This is a genomic window from Bacillus sp. ABP14, assembly GCF_001831375.1.
GTDB classification, from domain to species: Bacteria; Bacillota; Bacilli; order Bacillales; family Bacillaceae_G; genus Bacillus_A; species Bacillus_A paranthracis.
In genome coordinates this window covers 570,437-586,319 of record NZ_CP017016.1, presented here as the reverse complement: position 1 = coordinate 586,319, position 15,883 = coordinate 570,437, and the positions used below count along the sequence as shown (strand labels likewise).

Here is a 15,883-nt window from a genome sequence, read left to right as displayed (position 1 = left end):
CTTTTAATATTTACTACAGCAATTGTAACTTCTGGATTAGCAATTTTACCTTGGTTTATTATATAAAAATACTCCCCCTAACAACGAAAAAAGCTTATTGCTTCTTAAGAAGCAATAAGCTTTTTTTATATTATAAAATCCCCAAAATTTTATTTACACAACTTATAATAATAACCATAGATACGGCAACACACATGACAACCGTATTACGATCTTGCTTTTCTTTTTTTGAAATTTCTTCTTTTGGATTCATGTGTATGATCTCCTTTTAAAAAAAGTGTGAGATAGGAAATTTTTCTTATCCGATGCGAGGTGAATACGAAAACCCTCTCTATCTCACATACACAATAGAATGGAATTGTCATTTTATAAATAAAATGACATGACGTTATGTCGCAACATAGGGTATTTTGTGTCGCTACGTTTTCTATTATAAAAAATAGTTGTGCAAAACTAGTGCATTTTTTATGTCAATTACTCTGAGCGAAAAATAACTCCTCCACTCAATCACATAAAAAGAGTTTTTTATTATTTTCATGTAAACTATACAAGTAGAATGAACAGTTTGGGGTGCACAAGATTATGGTAAAAATTTTATTAGTAGACGATGAAGAACGTATGTTACGATTATTAGATCTGTTCTTAAGCCCTCGCGGCTATTTTTGTATGAAAGCTACCTCTGGCCTTGAAGCACTAAAATTAATAGAACAAAAAGACTTCGATATTATTTTGTTAGATGTTATGATGCCGAATATGGATGGATGGGATACTTGCTATCAAATTCGTCAAATCTCCAACGTTCCAATTATAATGCTAACAGCTCGTAATCAAAATTACGATATGGTGAAAGGTCTTACTATGGGCGCAGATGACTATATTACAAAACCATTTGATGAACATGTATTAGTCGCAAGAATCGAGGCTATATTACGTCGTACTAAGAAAGATGGATTTGTCAGCTTCAATGGTATTGAGTGGGATAAAACGAAACATACTGTCACAGTTTATGATGAGAAAATCTCACTAACACCTATCGAGTTTTCGTTACTTGGACTATTTTTACAAAATACAAACCGTGCTTATAGCCGAGATGATTTAATCGAGAAAATTTGGGGCTATGAAACAGATATTGAATATAGAACAATCGATTCACATATTCGTAATATCCGCGATAAATTACGGAAAAAAGGATTTCCAGTTGAAAATTACTTAGAAACTGTTTATAAGGTCGGATATAAATGGAAAAGTGAATAATCACTTCGGTCAGTGGAAACTAGTATACCACTGACCCTTTATTATGAATAAGGTATGGTGAGAAAATGAGTAAACTTTCACTTAAAATCGGGACATACTTTTTAATATTAGCTTTATGCATTGAAACGATTGCTTTCGTATCTTTTTACAAAAGTATTTCTAAAATGCGCATTGAAGAGGAAACACTCGCTCTTTTAGAAAAAGGTAATCGCTATAGTAAAAAAATTAAAAACCGCGAGAGACGGGATGAATATTATAAAGAAATGCAACACACTGAACATAATAAAAATCCTAAACGCCCCGTGTACCCCGAGTTCGATATTGCGAATGCGGCTGCACACTTAGTTGAATCGGAATCAATTTCTAACTCCGATATAGCTATTATTATTACTGACCATAACGGCAAAATTATTTCCACCTCAGAACCCGTAACAAAAGAAATGCAAAAACAACTTACTTGTAAAACAGAATCTGTCCCAGAAAGCGGATTAATCGTTGAAAGAAACTGGAAAAAATCAAAATTCATCACCACAGTAAGCCCACTTAACACAACAAAGTTTCAAGGAAAGTTATATATGTTATTAAAAACATCTTTCTTAGAAAACATGTTACTTAAACTCATGAAGCAATTTCTTATTATTAGTGTTTTGACGATTATTTTAACGACTATTTCTGTCTTTATTTTTTCTCGTGTTATTACAGAACCGCTCATCAAAATGAAGAGGGCAACAGAAAAAATGTCAAAATTAAATAAGCCAATTCAATTAGGTATTAAACGGAATGATGAACTTGGAAGCTTAGCAAAAACGATTGAAGATTTATCCAGTGAACTGACTTATATGAAAAAAGAAAGAGGTGAGTTTCTCGCTAGTGTTGCTCATGAATTATTAACTCCATTAACCTATATGAAAGGTTATGCGAAAGTGGCAAAGAGAGACTCTTTAACGAAAGAAGAGCGTGAAGAATACTTGCAAATCATCGAGGATGAAACAGATAGTGTAACCGACCTCGTCCAAGATTTATTTATGCTTGTACAATTAGAACAACACCAGTTTGTTATAAAAAAACAAAAAGTACTTCTTAGACCATTTTTAGAACGAATGGTTGAAAAAACAAAAACAACATTAACAAATAAACAAATGCAACTTCATGTATATTGCAAAGATGATTTAGAAGTTTGCATAGACGAAAGACGTATGGAACAAGTTATGTTAAATTTATTACACAATGCTTATCAACACTCACTAGAAAACACTACTATTACGATACGCGTACTCGCAGAAACAAATTCTTTTACAATAAGTGTACAAGATGAAGGAGAAGGTATTCCTGAAGAAGATATTCCGCATATTTTTGATCGTTTTTATCGTGTTGATAAATCCAGAACGAGAGCTACTGGAGGAAAAGGTATCGGGCTAGCTGTTGCGAAAGAAATTGTAGAATTGCATAACGGTTCCATTCTAGTAACAAGCAAATTAGACGTAGGAACAAACTTTATAATTGAGCTACCTTTTGAATAATATGTGTGTGAAAACACCAGTAGTAGTAAAAACTACTGGTGTTATTTTGTTCATAAAATCAGCTTATATAAGCTAAGCTTTTGAAATTATTCTTATTTCAATATAAAATAAAGATACATTTGTCAAAGATTTGGAGGGTGATATAATTGGATATCCATGTATTAACAAAAGACGAAGCGGAAATTTACTTAGAACTTCGTGTAGAAGGATTAAAGCAAAACCCTGAAGCTTTTAGCTCTTCTTATGAAGATATTATTAATAAAGAGTGTGCGATTGAATATAAAGCACAAAAATTAGCACAAGATGAAAACTATACGCTAGGCGCATTCAAAGATGGAAAATTAATCGGGGTTGCAACACTGGAAACGAAACCATATGTAAAACAAGAACATAAAGCCAAAATCGGTTCTGTATATGTATCTCCAAAAGCACGCGGACTTGGAGCAGGAAAAGCACTTATTAAAGAATGTCTTGAGCTTGCTAAATCTTTAGAGGTGGAACAAGTTATGCTTGATGTTGTTGTTGGCAACGATGGAGCAAAAAAACTTTATGAATCATTAGGATTTAAAACATTCGGTGTGCAAGAACGTTCATTAAAATATAACGGACAATATTGGGACGAAGAGCATATGGTCTTATTCTTAGATGAAAATAAATAATAAAAAAACATCCTCATGCTTGGAGGATGTTTTTTTATTTTCTTGTATACCATGCCTTATGCAATAATTGAATCGCTTTCGCAATTTCTTCTTCTGATAAAATCGCAAACCCAAGTAAAACTACATTTTCAGGTGCAGTACCGTCTTTATAGTACGTAGAAACAGGATATATTTTAATACTATATTTCGCAGCTTCTTGAATGAGTTCCTCTTCTCGCATTCCATTATGCACTTTTAATAAAATGTGTAATCCCGAATCTTCCCCTATCACCTCAACACAATTAGAGAAATATTTCTCTATTTCAAAGACGAGCCGATCCCTCTTTTTCCGGTAGACGACACGCATTTTATGAATATGTTTTTCCCAATAGCCTTCATTTAAAAACTTTCTAATCACTTCTTGGTCCATTCTTGAAACACTTTGTGTATAAAATAAATATTGCTGTTGATACTTTTTAATTAATTTCTTCGGCAACACCATATAGCTCATCCGTAGCGATGGCAATAATGCTTTAGATAGCGTCCCCATATAAATAACTTTCCCCTCTGTATCTAACCCTTGCAGCGCCGGTATAGGCTTTCCAGAATAGCGAAATTCACTATCATAATCATCTTCAATAATATACCTGTCTTTCGCTTTCTTCGCCCATTGTAAAAGCTGCGTCCTTCTCGTAATAGGCATAATCATTCCATACGGAAACTGATGGGAAGGTGTAACAAATACAACATTCGCATTGCTATTTTCTAAATCTGCCATACAAATGCCGTCCCTATCTAAAGACAACATTTGAACCTTCTCTTCTCCCTGTTCAAAAACGACCATTTTCCTATGATACCCTGGGTTTTCCACTGCATAATTGCTTCCCTTTAACAATTGAAACAATAGTTTCACTAATATTTGTGTTCCCGCTCCTAATACAATTTGACTAGCTGAGCAACGTACACCTCTAGATTCATACAAATAGTTCGCAATTTCCTCCCTTAAGCTCAATTCCCCTTGAGGGTGTCCAAGAAAAAGCAACTTATTATTATGTGGCTGCCATACATCATTAATAAGCTTGCGGTACGTAGTGAACGGAAAAGTATTCGTATCAACCCCTGTTTGTGTGAAATCAAATGTATAGTTCTCCTCCCGAAACGATACTTCTTCTACTTTCGCTTCGCTTCCTTCTACATCAATCATTTGTTCAACTTTACATACAAAATAACCTTTTCTCGATGCCGACTCAATATAACCTTCTGCAAGTAATTGCTCGTAAGCCGCTTCTACTGTATTCTTACTCACTTGTAAATAGCTCGCCAGTTTTCTTTTTGCAGGTAATTTTGTAAAAGCCGGAATCGTTCCATCTTTAATTTCTTTTTTTATATACTCATACAATTGCACGTATAACGCTATTTTACTTTGCGTATTTAAATTAGGCGTTAATTCTAACATAACATCTGACCCCTTAATAAAACTGAAATCTGATACTTTTTACAGTGCCAGATTATATATATAATTCCTTTTATCATGTCACACATAAAAAATCAAATACTCGAGAGGAGATGCATGATTATGAACAATAGTAGACGGATTGGACTCATTATGATTATTACAGGAGCTACCTTATGGGGGTTATCTGGCCCGATGATTCAGTGGCTATTTCAACATACTAACGTATCATCAATTGATTTTTTAACAATTCGATTGCTGCTTGCAGGAATATTTATTTTATCTTTTTTACGGATAAAGAAACAAAACATTTTTCAAATTTGGAAACACACTAGACATTCTATACAACTTATTATTTTCTCTATTCTCGGCATGCTCGGTGCGCAATACGCCTTTATCGAAACAGTTCATATTAGTAACGCGGTCACAGCGACATTATTTCAATTTCTAGGTCCTGTTCTCATTACCATTTATGTCGCATTTGAACAACGAAAATTCCCTGCTTCTATGCAACTACTCGCAATTATAACTGCACTAACGGGAACGTACTTTATTATTACAAACGGTTCAATTGAAAATATTGTTTTATCGAAAGAAGCCATTATTTTTGGCCTATTAACAGCAATTGGATTTGCATTTTATACCCTCCATCCAGCTTCTCTTATTAAAGAATGCGGAACAACCATAGTAATTGGCTGGGGGATGTTAATTGGAGGAATTGCACTGCTTATTTGTAATCGTTCGTTTGAATGGGATCAGCTTTCACAAACTTTTACACTAAAAACTTTTTCTATGCTTATTCTTATCATTATAAGTGGCACCCTTTCTTTCCTCCTTTATATCGGTAGTCTGAAATATTTAGCAGCAACAGAAACGAGCATTTTATCTAGCATTGAACCACTTGTAGCAGCTATCGTTTCAATCGCTTGGCTAAATGAATCATTTGGAGCGTATCAATTACTAGGCGGCGTATGTATCGTTCTTTCTGTTATTTTCTTAACGATGCCTCAAAAAGAACGAGAACCAACCTTTTCAACTGAACAAATATAAAAAATGTCAAAAGAGGTCGTACAAAACTTACGACCTCTTTTTATACTTTAAAGGAATTGTCCCTCTTTCTGGCAAATACAATTACACTAACAGTAAAAATTAGGAGTGTGACACCATGAAAAAAATTGGAACTATGCTACTTTTCTCCTTTCTCATCGCTGGATGCTCGCAAGCTCAACCCGATTCCGAAGTACCTAAAAAAGAAGCCATCTCAACATCATCCAATCAAGTTAATGCACCTTCCTTCTTTCACCTTAGCGTTTTAAAAGATGTAAATTGGGAAGAAACACCCTCCTTCATACAAGAAAAAATACCTTTAAGAGGTATCGAAGACAAAATTGCAATGGCTGATGGCCCTATTATCGCAAATGAAAAAAACGAAATGATGTGGTACTTTTTAGATCCTGAAATGCCAACTGGAAAACTATCTATTATTGCACTAAAACAAGGATCAGTAACCCCAACACCCGTACTCTTTCAACAAGAAACTTCTAAACCAACTTGGACTACTTCAAATACAATTGATTCTACTACAACCGAACTCCCACTCACTATGTCACTACCTTCATCTGGATTATGGGTATTAAATATATACGTGAATGAAAAATATTATGATCAGTTTGTAATTACTGCTGAGTAAAGTGACAAAACTAAAACACTTTCTTACAACAATGTAATTTCTACGTCATGTACTTCGATAGTTGAAGTAACTCTCTTCTCTTATACTTAAAGTAAGAAATGACACAAGGAGAGATGAGAGATGAAAAAAATGATAGAAGTGATCGTAGCAGTAACTGAGGTTTTAGTAAATGGTAAACAAGTTGCAATGGAATTAAATAAATAATGAGGAAACATAAATAATGTTACACTTCTTCATTATTTTGATTTCTTATCTCAAAAAAGCAGTGCCTTTTTAGGCACTGCTTTTAGCTATTAATAACTTGGTATTTTCGTAATTTGCGCCACGCCTGAATCAATAGCTGCCTTCGCCACAGCTTCAGCAACACTTGGAACAACTCTTTTATCTAATGGATTCGGGATTACATAATTCGCATTACGTTCTTCGTCCGTAATGATGTTAGCGATCCCATACGCTGCCGCTAATTTCATTTCTTCTGTAATATCAGTCGCGCGCACATCTAACGCACCGCGGAATATTCCTGGAAACGCCAATACATTATTTACTTGATTCGCATAATCCGAGCGCCCGGTTCCTACTACAGCTGCCCCAGCCTTTAATGCATCCTCTGGGAAGATTTCTGGAATTGGATTCGCCATAGCGAACACAATTGCTTTCTTATTCATCGTCTTTACAAGCTCTTTCGTTAGTACATTAGGAGCAGATACACCGATAAAAATATCAGCCTGATAAATCGCTTCTTTTAACGTTCCACGTACATGTTCTCGATTTGTCTTTTTTGAAACTTCAATTTGTGCTTCGTTCATCCATGCTTCACCTTCACAAACAATACCTTCTAAGCTAACTAATGTAATGTGCTGTGCACCAGCCTTTAATAATAATTTTCCAATTGCAATTCCTGCCGAACCCGCACCGTTAATAACAATTTTCACATGATCCATTTGTTTGCTAACAACTTTTAATGCATTAATAACAGCTGCTAAGACGACGATAGCTGTTCCATGTTGATCATCATGGAATACAGGAATATTCGTTTCTTCTTTTAATCGTTTTTCAATTTCAAAACAGCGTGGTGCCGCAATGTCTTCTAAGTTAATTCCTGCAAACGTAGGCTCTAAATTTTTCACAAGGGTAACGATTTCATCCACATCAGTCGTACCTAAACATAATGGGAAAGCATCTACATTCGCAAATTTTTTAAATAATATACTTTTTCCTTCCATAACAGGCATAGCCGCTTTTGGTCCAATGTTTCCTAAACCAAGTACCGCTGTTCCGTCTGAGACAACTGCCACCATATTTCCACGTGCTGTATAGTCATACACTGTTTCTTCATCTGCTGCGATTGCTTTGCAAGACTCCGCTACACCTGGTGTATATGTCAGACTTAAATCATCCGCTGAATTTACTTCTACTTTACTTGTAATCTCAATTTTTCCTACTAATTCTTTATGCAATAACAATGATCTCTCATTAATTTGATTTTCTAACATACTTATAATCTCCCCTTAATTTGACAAGCTAGCTATATTTATATAGCTAGCTTGTTTGATCATGAAAACATTTTTAATAAAATTGTCGCTGTTACAACCATTGCTGCCCCGCCTAAACGAGTCGAAATTTGCGCGAACGGCATTAATTCCATTCGATTTGAAGCTGATAAAATAGCAACATCTCCAGTTCCGCCTAAACCGCTATGACATCCAGTTACAATTGCTGATTCAACTGGATACATTTTCATCACTTTCCCTACAAGAAAACCTGACGCTACCATTGTAAGAACAACCGATGCACATACGACAACATATCCTACTGAAAGAACTGCTGCTACGTCTTTTAGCGGAATATATAGCAATCCTAATCCAACCATTAACGGCCAAGTTAAATTCTTCGAAATAAATTTATATAAATGGAATGCTCCTTGCTCCATTTTTGCGGGCATTAATTTAAAGTATTTCACAAGTGCTGCTGAGAAAATCATAATGATTGCCCCAGGGATACCGATGAACTTAGAAGCAAATCCTCCGAAGATGAAGAACGTACACGCGATTAATAAACCTGCTCCCATTAATGAGAAGTCAATTGGCTTCTCTGTATTTTGTTCTTTTAATAACTCGGCTTGATTATCTGTTTTTACTAATACACCGTTACCACTAAGCTCCGGTTTCTTCTCACCTAAACGCTTCATATACCCTGCACTCACAATAGCGAACATATTTCCAATAATAGCTGCTGGAATAAGCTGTGATACAAATGTTGCTGATGATTCATTTAAAATATCACTATAAGCTAGCGACAATGGTAAAATCCCTTCCCCGATACCACCACTCACAATTGGTACGATGATAAAGAAGAATGTCTGCTTCATTTCAAATCCAAATAATGAACCGACCAATAATCCTACCGCTACAGAAGCTAACGTTCCTACCACTAAAGGAATAAACATGCGAACGAAACCTTGTACTAACACTTTACGGTTCATTCCTAAAATACTTCCGACTACTAAACAAGAAATATATAAATATAAAAAGTTCGATTTTTTCATTAACATAGTCGCAGCTTCCATTGAAGCTGGATTCATCCAGTTAAAAAATACAAGTAATGATGGAATAAATAACGAAAGTATTGCTGGACCACCGATATTTTTTAAAATTGGAATTCTCATCCCAATGTCTCCTAAGAAAATACCCATGATCATAATAACTGCAAATCCACCAATCATATCTGCTGGCAATTTATTATATACAGATGCCCCATAAATAATAGCAGCCAATACTACATATAACGGTAAAGGTATAACACCGATTTTCACATTCATAATTTTAGAAGCGAAAGATTCTCTTTGTACTTCATTTCCTTCAGAAAATGATACCGCTTCCACATTCTTTTGAATTCCCATATGGTACCCCCTTGTTTTCTTAATAACAATATTAAAACGCTTTCAATAGTAAAAATAGTTTTTGTAAGTTTTGTAATTGATTTTGTAATTAAAAAAAGTATAAGCGACTTATAATAAGTCGCTTATACATAAAACTCTATTTTATTTTGGTCAATACATCTTAATTTACTCACTGGTCTCCCTACATGTTGATACACCATTTCGTTTTCTAACACTCCAATTTCAGTCAAAAACATTACATACTTTCGAATAGAAACCCTTGAAACACCAACTAATTGCGCCATTTCCTCTGTTGTAAATGCTTGTCCATTTAGCGACTCGATCTTCCGCCAAATTAATTGCATCGTTTGCTTCGTTAACCCTTTCGGAAGCTCTTTCGTGACAGTAGGTTCTCTTTTTTCTTTTTGCAAAATTAACGAATCTAATTCCGATTGACTAATTTTTTGTTGTTCTTTCATGAAAGTAAGTTTTTCTCGATATATAGTTAACGCCTCTTTAAATCGTTCAAATGTAAATGGCTTAATTAAATAATCTACTACGCCATATTGTAATGCTTTTTTAATACTCCCCATATCATGTACAGCTGAAATCATCATAATATCGATTTCTTTTTCTTGGTTCCGAATATGCATTAAAAGCTCAAATCCAGTCTCTTCAGGCATAAAAATATCAAGTAATACTAAATCTACTCTTGATTCCTCTAATACTTCTATCGCCGATTTTACCGAATTAACTGCTTGAACAAGTTCAAACCCTCCTACTTGCTCTAAATAATGCGTATTTAACATTGCTACCATCGGGTCATCTTCTACAATTAAAACTTTAATCATATTTGCCTCTCATCCCTACCTTTAGGTATTTCAATTGTTATCGTTGTTCCCTTTCCTACTAATGAATACACATGAATTTCCCCATTTATTCGCTGTATACTTTCTTTTACAAGATACAAACCATAACCACGGTTATCTCCCTTTGTGGAATAACCTTTCGTAAATAATGCCCCTATTTCTTCTTCTTGTATACCTTTTCCCGTATCTTGTACTGTAATAATTAGTGTATCCCCATATTGTATCTTAACTTCAACTTGCTTCTTTTCACAATTTGCCACTGCCTCTAATGCATTATCAATTAAATTTCCTACAATCGTAATCAGTTCATGAGTAATACTTTCATCCTCTATTTCTGGCATGTAAGAATCTTCACTTATAATTAATTTTATATTCTTCTCTCTAGCATAGCTAAGTTTCCCGAGTAAAAAACCAGCAAATACTGGACTTTTTATTCTTTTCATAATCCCACCAATTTCATATTGATGCTCTGATACCATACCGCTTATATACTTCTGTAATTCTTCATACTGTTTCATGTGTGTAAGCCCTAATACGACGTGCATTTTATTCATAAATTCATGCGATTGTGCCCGTAATGCTTCCGCATATAGCCTAATACCAGTTAATTCTTCTGCTAATTTTCTAATCTCTGTTTTATCACGGAATGTTGCAATCGCGCCAACTATTTCTCCTTTTACATATAAAGGAACACGATTCGTTACAATCGTAATTCCATAAATATTTTGTTCTTCGTTTAATTGTACCTCTCCAGTTTGTAATACTTCCTTTATACGCGAATTAGGCATATACAACTCAACGTCTTTACCGATAAAATCTTCTTCAAGTCCACTTTTCTTAAACAATCGTTTTGCCTCATTATTTATTAAAGTTACATTGGCCTCTTTATCTACAGCAATAATACCTTCCTTTACAGATTGTAGCATCGTATTTCTTTCTTCAAGAATTTTCGCTATCCTGTGAGGTTCAAGACCGAATAAACTTTTCTTTATATGTCTGGCTAGCAATATTGCTCCTATCATTCCGACTAGTACCCCAACTCCAACTCCAATATAAATGATATGTCTACTTTCCTTAACTCTCTCTTTTACATTATCTGCTGAAATACCAACGGCCACCGCTCCAAGTTGTTCACCTGTTTCAGAAAATATAGGTACAAACACTCGCATTGAAATACCCAAAGTTCCTTCTGCCAGCGATACATGTTCCTTTCCTTTCAATGCAGGCCCTTCATCTCCCCCAATAAAATGATGACCTATTTTTTGAGGATTTGGATGTGACTTTCTTATTCCATTCATGTCCATAACTACAATAAATTGAACACCTGTGTTTTTTAATATTCTATTTGTATACGTTTGGATTGCAGCAGTATCTGTTTTCCCAATTAAACCATCAATTACAATTGAATCATTCGCTACAATGTGTGCAATTGTTTTTGCTTTCTCTGCTTGGCTATCCTCCGTTGTCCGTTCTACATTGTGACTAATTAATATATCTGTCACAAGTAAAGAAAAAATTACAACTGTACAAACTAACAATGTAATCGTTTTCCACAAATTCCATAGTCTTTTTCTTTTTTTCATCCCGTTAATGACTCCCCTAATTGCTGAATAGAAAAATAAGTAAGGTGATATTATTCTCACCTTACTTATCTGCTGTTATTATACTTTAAATTTACTAGTCATCGCTTGTAGTTCTTCGGCCATCTCAGCTAAGTTTTGTGAAGCTGAACTAATTTCTTCCATTGAATTCACTTGTTCTTCTGTTGAAGCAGCAACACTTTGCATACTAGCTGTATTTTCTTCTGCAGCCGCTGCAATTTCATCAATAGCATTTGTCACTTCATTTGCATCTCCAGCAATTCTCTTCGTTGTTTCTACCATTTCATTCACTTGAGAAACAATATGTGTAGTAGAACTTAAAATTTCCGTAAAACTTACTTTCGTTTTTGTTACAACATCAAGACCTTGTTGAACTTCCTCATTCACATTATCCATCGCTTTAACAGTATGTTCAATATCAGCCTTAATTTCTGCAATTAAATTCGCAATCTCTCCAGATGATTCTCCTGATTGCTCCGCTAATTTTCTAACCTCATCTGCTACAATAGCAAACCCTCGGCCCTGTTCACCTGCTCTTGCTGCTTCAATAGCCGCATTTAAAGCTAAAAGGTTCGTTTGAGTAGCGATATTTTGAATTGCTTCAGAAATAGCTCCTACCTGCTTTGATTTCTCATCAAGAAGTTTAATAATGGCATCTGACTCGGATACCGACCTAGAAATAGACTGCATTTGTTTTGCTGTTTGTTCAACCAATTCCTCCCCTTCTTCAGCTCTTTCTCTCGCATGCAATGAGGAGATAGAAATTGATTCTGCACTTCCAGTTACATCTTGAATTGCTGTATTTACTTGTTGTAATGTAGCCGCACCTTCTTCAACACCTTGACTTTGTGATTCAGCCCCACCTGATACTTGTTCCATTGCAATTGTAATTTGATCTGTCGCATCATTTGCTTGCTGTACGCTCGCTGTTAACTCTTCAGCCGATGCAGCGACATGTTCTGCTGAAAAACTAATTTGAGTAATCACATCTTGTAAAGAGGCAGACATTTCATTAAAGGAATTCCCTAATTTCCCTATGTCATCCTTGGAATGGATTGTAATTTTCTCTGTTAAATCTCCCTTACTAATTTTATGTGCCGAGTCAGCTATTTTTCTTAATGGTCTTGTAATAGACTTTGTAATGAAATAAATTAATACACTACCAAATACAATAGCGATAGCAATAACAATAAAAGTCTTATAAAATACTGGATTCGCAGCTTGGGTAATTTCTTCATCAAACATAACTCCAACTACTTTCCAGCCCGTTTTCTCATTTGTTGCAAAGATTAAATTCTTTTTATCATCTTGTTCTGTATAAGAGACATTTCCTTGTTTTTCTTCATAAATCGGTTTAATCCAAGGGTCAGTAACTTTTGCACCTGGTTTTCTAGATGGATGACTAACAATTTGCTTATTTTGATCTAAAATAACTGCATAACCTTTTTCACCAATGTTAATCATTTTGGAAATTTTCAAGATGTTATCTAGATTTAAGTTAATTCCTATAACACCTTTACCATCTTTTACTTCTTTTGCAATTGTCACTACCATATTTTTTGTAGATGCTGATTGATATGGTGCAGTAACAATTACTTTCCCTTTATTTTCATGTGCTTCTTTATACCAAGATCTATCTGTTGGATTATACCCATCATCCATTTTGATAAATGGTTCTCTTATAAACTTTCCTGTCTGCGTTCCAATATAAATACCTTCTACTTCTGGATGAAGTTTTATATATTGCGCTAACTTTGTTCTTACTATTTCTTCTTGTCCGTTTGGATATGTATCCTCTGTTAAGATATCTGCAAAGTATGCTGCATCAACAAATTTCTCTTCTATATTTTGAGAAATAACAGTATTTAAAATCGAAATGTTTTCCTTTGCTTTACCTGTGATTTGTTGTTCAAAATTTGTTTTGGCAGTTTGATATGAAACACCACCGATAATAAGTCCTGGTATAGTTAAAATTAGAAAAAATGAAATGATTAATTTTTTCTTGATACTCATACATTTAACCCAGTTAAATATTTTTTGCATAATAAGCCTCCTTTATGTAATGTGAATACTTGTGTAATTTTATACAAGTAACATATATAAAACAATATATAATGATAACATGTAATTTTTTTGTCAATTATGCATTTTTACATATTCACTACTTCTAAAGATTTAAGCATAAAAAATAAGAGAACTTCAGCTTATTATATATGCTGAAGTTCTCTTATTTCGTAACAAAAAGCCCCCACAAAAACTCCTCTTACAATTCCTTACATCCCTTTCCTTACTAATTGCTTTTCACATAACTAATCGCCTGACTACCCATTTGCATCCATGCCTTTTCAAAACTTTCTCTCGATACTTTTACATCTAAACTTTCATTAAGAGGATCTCGAATATATACAAATTCCTTATCATATCCAATAAGCACTACACAATGTTCATTATACGTAATAGAAACATCTCCACTATTTGTTTCCCATGTAGTAAATTCATCTTCATCTAATGGCGCAAATGTTGCATTTGTAATCATGACTACCGGTTGCCCTGATTTTACACTCTTATAAAGCTCTTCTATACTCTTCCCTGTTAAGTCCACAGCTTTGTTAGGTAAATACTTTTTCGCTAATTGAAAAAGTGGTCCATGATATACACCATATCCTGATTCAGAAAAGGTATAAATATTTCCTACGAATCCTTCATTCGGATTCCCACGTACACCATCGTTCATAAAATCAACTTTCTTTATTTCGTTTGCTAATTTCATCTTATCCACTGTAATACCTGCGTATTGTAACATCATCGCTAAGCTCGTCACTTCACAGCCTCTATCTAACTCTGGTAACTGCTGAATTAAAGGTACATTTGATAAGATGACCTTTTCACCATTATTACTAAACTCCGCTTCTTTTTCACTTTGTATATTGAAGAATGTTAACTTTTCCATATACTTTGTAATTCCATTTGTATATACATTCCATACTGCTATAGCTAGTAATGCTATACATATATACCACTTAAACCTTCGTATCACTCTCACGCCCTTCTTAGTTCGTTAAATAAGAATAAAACGCGTCCGCATCCGTTCGAATTACCGGTACAAAATTTAGTTCTTTTCCTTTTTCAGGCTGATCTTTTTTTATTTTTTCTGCTAGTTCTTGAGTGTTCATATTCGTTTTATCCATATTAAGCTCATCTGCCATTTGTAACACCTTTTGTTCATTAATTTCGCTTAATACTTGATATATATCTTTACCATACAAATCGATATGATATTCTTTTGCTTCTTCCTGTACTTTTTGTTCGTACACTTCTTGTGCTAACTCTTCTATCTCTTTTCCTTTTTGTGAAATACCTAACTTGCCTGCTTCCTCTCTTACTTTCGTTCCATAGATTTCTTCTGCAATGTCCTCTATTTCTTTTCCATTTGTCGAAATACCTAATTTATCCGCCTCATCATTAATTTTAATCGTATTAATTTGAGTAATCAAATTTACAATTGATGTATTTTCTATTGATATGCCTAGCTTTAACGCTTCTTGCTTCACTTTTGTTTCATAGATTTCTTCTGAAAGAGTTCCAACATCTTTTCCTTCAATCAAAATTCCTAACTGTTCTGCTTCTCTTCCTACTTCCGTCTCATGGATTTCTTTTTCTAACGTAATTTGTTCTTTCCCTTTCGTTTCAATACCTAGATTCTCCGCCTTTTCTTCTGTATGTACAGCATGTATCTTTCCATTGTTTAATTGTTCTTTGCTACGCTGCGTGTAATCTGTCTTTCCTTTTGATGTTTCAGAAGGAGAGGCACCCCCTAATATACTTAAACTCATTACTCCAATAGTGAATACCATCATCATTTTCTTTTTCAAAATTAATTCCTCCCTCTTACACTTTCTTTTCCATCATTCCCTATTCATAATCGAAATAACATTATGATCGATGTAATCTACTCAAATACCTTTTTATAATCGCTTCTT

14 protein-coding genes and 1 pseudogene are annotated in these 15,883 nt (G+C 34.3%); 5 read left to right on the top strand and 10 right to left on the bottom strand.

Annotated features, from left to right (window positions below; translation table 11 throughout):
* Positions 1 to 130: 130 nt before the first annotated feature.
* Positions 131 to 253 carry a hypothetical protein gene (locus BGI23_RS28585; protein ID WP_001068392.1) on the bottom strand — a complete coding sequence of 41 codons (123 nt, stop codon included), beginning with the start codon at positions 251 to 253 and terminating at the stop codon, positions 131 to 133.
* Positions 254 to 582: 329 nt separating this feature from the next.
* Here BGI23_RS28585 and BGI23_RS03045 point away from each other — a divergent pair, with 329 nt between their 5' ends.
* From BGI23_RS03045 to BGI23_RS03035, 3 genes are all read left to right on the top strand, one after another.
* Positions 583 to 1,254 carry a response regulator transcription factor gene (locus BGI23_RS03045; protein ID WP_000238949.1) on the top strand — a complete coding sequence of 224 codons (672 nt, stop codon included), beginning with the start codon at positions 583 to 585 and terminating at the stop codon, positions 1,252 to 1,254.
* Between the two features lie 65 nt (positions 1,255 to 1,319).
* Positions 1,320 to 2,774 (top strand): sensor histidine kinase, encoded by a 1,455-nt coding sequence (locus BGI23_RS03040; RefSeq protein ID WP_070805181.1) that lies wholly within the window; start codon positions 1,320 to 1,322, stop codon positions 2,772 to 2,774.
* Positions 2,775 to 2,920: 146 nt separating this feature from the next.
* On the top strand, positions 2,921 to 3,433 hold the full coding sequence (locus BGI23_RS03035; protein ID WP_000351212.1) for a GNAT family N-acetyltransferase: 513 nt from the start codon (positions 2,921 to 2,923) through the stop codon (positions 3,431 to 3,433).
* A 34-nt stretch (positions 3,434 to 3,467) separates the two neighbouring features.
* Here BGI23_RS03035 and pdxR read toward each other — a convergent pair whose 3' ends face one another.
* On the bottom strand, positions 3,468 to 4,868 hold the full coding sequence (gene pdxR / locus BGI23_RS03030) for a MocR-like pyridoxine biosynthesis transcription factor PdxR (RefSeq protein WP_070805180.1): 1,401 nt from the start codon (positions 4,866 to 4,868) through the stop codon (positions 3,468 to 3,470).
* 120 nt (positions 4,869 to 4,988) lie between these two features.
* On the opposite strand from pdxR, the gene BGI23_RS03025 reads away from it, so the two are divergent.
* The gene (locus BGI23_RS03025) at positions 4,989 to 5,915 is read left to right on the top strand and encodes a DMT family transporter (protein WP_001066054.1); all 927 of its coding nucleotides are present in this window, start codon (positions 4,989 to 4,991) and stop codon (positions 5,913 to 5,915) included.
* Between the two features lie 115 nt (positions 5,916 to 6,030).
* Positions 6,031 to 6,555, top strand: coding sequence for a DUF4871 domain-containing protein (locus BGI23_RS03020; RefSeq protein WP_070805179.1), 525 nt, complete (start codon positions 6,031 to 6,033; stop codon positions 6,553 to 6,555).
* A 293-nt stretch (positions 6,556 to 6,848) separates the two neighbouring features.
* Here the strand turns inward: BGI23_RS03020 and BGI23_RS03015 are convergent, their stop codons facing one another.
* The 8 genes and pseudogenes from BGI23_RS03015 to BGI23_RS02985 all read right to left on the bottom strand — a co-directional run bounded on the left by BGI23_RS03015 (position 6,849) and on the right by BGI23_RS02985 (position 15,775).
* A complete protein-coding gene (locus tag BGI23_RS03015) occupies positions 6,849 to 8,048 on the bottom strand; it encodes an NAD(P)-dependent malic enzyme (RefSeq protein ID WP_070805178.1) in 1,200 nt (399 codons plus the stop codon).
* A 59-nt stretch (positions 8,049 to 8,107) separates the two neighbouring features.
* Positions 8,108 to 9,454, bottom strand: a complete 1,347-nt coding sequence (locus BGI23_RS03010) for a 2-hydroxycarboxylate transporter family protein (protein WP_000512725.1) — start codon at positions 9,452 to 9,454, stop codon at positions 8,108 to 8,110.
* Positions 9,455 to 9,576: 122 nt separating this feature from the next.
* Positions 9,577 to 10,284 (bottom strand): response regulator, encoded by a 708-nt coding sequence (locus BGI23_RS03005; protein WP_000598675.1) that lies wholly within the window; start codon positions 10,282 to 10,284, stop codon positions 9,577 to 9,579.
* Positions 10,281 to 11,885, bottom strand: a complete 1,605-nt coding sequence (locus tag BGI23_RS03000; RefSeq protein ID WP_070805177.1) for a sensor histidine kinase — start codon at positions 11,883 to 11,885, stop codon at positions 10,281 to 10,283. The genes BGI23_RS03005 and BGI23_RS03000 overlap by 4 nt, the downstream gene beginning before the upstream one ends.
* Before the next feature lie 78 nt (positions 11,886 to 11,963).
* A complete protein-coding gene (locus BGI23_RS29030) occupies positions 11,964 to 12,782 on the bottom strand; it encodes a methyl-accepting chemotaxis protein (protein ID WP_434611925.1) in 819 nt (272 codons plus the stop codon).
* A 120-nt stretch (positions 12,783 to 12,902) separates the two neighbouring features.
* Positions 12,903 to 13,916, bottom strand: a pseudogene (locus BGI23_RS29025) (HAMP domain-containing protein); the annotation flags it as partial.
* A 277-nt stretch (positions 13,917 to 14,193) separates the two neighbouring features.
* Entirely contained in the window at positions 14,194 to 14,940 is a 747-nt protein-coding gene (locus tag BGI23_RS02990) for a C39 family peptidase (protein WP_070805175.1), read from the bottom strand.
* Positions 14,941 to 14,953: 13 nt separating this feature from the next.
* Positions 14,954 to 15,775 carry a transporter gene (locus tag BGI23_RS02985; protein WP_070805174.1) on the bottom strand — a complete coding sequence of 274 codons (822 nt, stop codon included), beginning with the start codon at positions 15,773 to 15,775 and terminating at the stop codon, positions 14,954 to 14,956.
* Positions 15,776 to 15,883 lie beyond the last annotated feature (108 nt).

What these genes read in the sequence shown, in the direction of transcription:
- BGI23_RS28585 (WP_001068392.1), bottom strand. Translation starts at nt 253, where the DNA reads ATGAATCCAAAAGAAGAAATTTCAAAAAAAGAAAAGCAAGATCGTAAT.
- BGI23_RS03045 (WP_000238949.1), top strand. Translation starts at nt 583, where the DNA reads ATGGTAAAAATTTTATTAGTAGACGATGAAGAACGTATGTTACGATTA.
- BGI23_RS03040 (WP_070805181.1), top strand. Translation starts at nt 1,320, where the DNA reads ATGAGTAAACTTTCACTTAAAATCGGGACATACTTTTTAATATTAGCT.
- pdxR (WP_070805180.1), bottom strand. Translation starts at nt 4,868, where the DNA reads ATGTTAGAATTAACGCCTAATTTAAATACGCAAAGTAAAATAGCGTTA.
- BGI23_RS03025 (WP_001066054.1), top strand. Translation starts at nt 4,989, where the DNA reads ATGAACAATAGTAGACGGATTGGACTCATTATGATTATTACAGGAGCT.
- BGI23_RS03020 (WP_070805179.1), top strand. Translation starts at nt 6,031, where the DNA reads ATGAAAAAAATTGGAACTATGCTACTTTTCTCCTTTCTCATCGCTGGA.
- BGI23_RS03015 (WP_070805178.1), bottom strand. Translation starts at nt 8,048, where the DNA reads ATGTTAGAAAATCAAATTAATGAGAGATCATTGTTATTGCATAAAGAA.
- BGI23_RS03010 (WP_000512725.1), bottom strand. Translation starts at nt 9,454, where the DNA reads ATGGGAATTCAAAAGAATGTGGAAGCGGTATCATTTTCTGAAGGAAAT.
- BGI23_RS03005 (WP_000598675.1), bottom strand. Translation starts at nt 10,284, where the DNA reads ATGATTAAAGTTTTAATTGTAGAAGATGACCCGATGGTAGCAATGTTA.
- BGI23_RS03000 (WP_070805177.1), bottom strand. Translation starts at nt 11,885, where the DNA reads ATGAAAAAAAGAAAAAGACTATGGAATTTGTGGAAAACGATTACATTG.
- BGI23_RS29030 (WP_434611925.1), bottom strand. Translation starts at nt 12,782, where the DNA reads ATGGAACAAGTATCAGGTGGGGCTGAATCACAAAGTCAAGGTGTTGAA.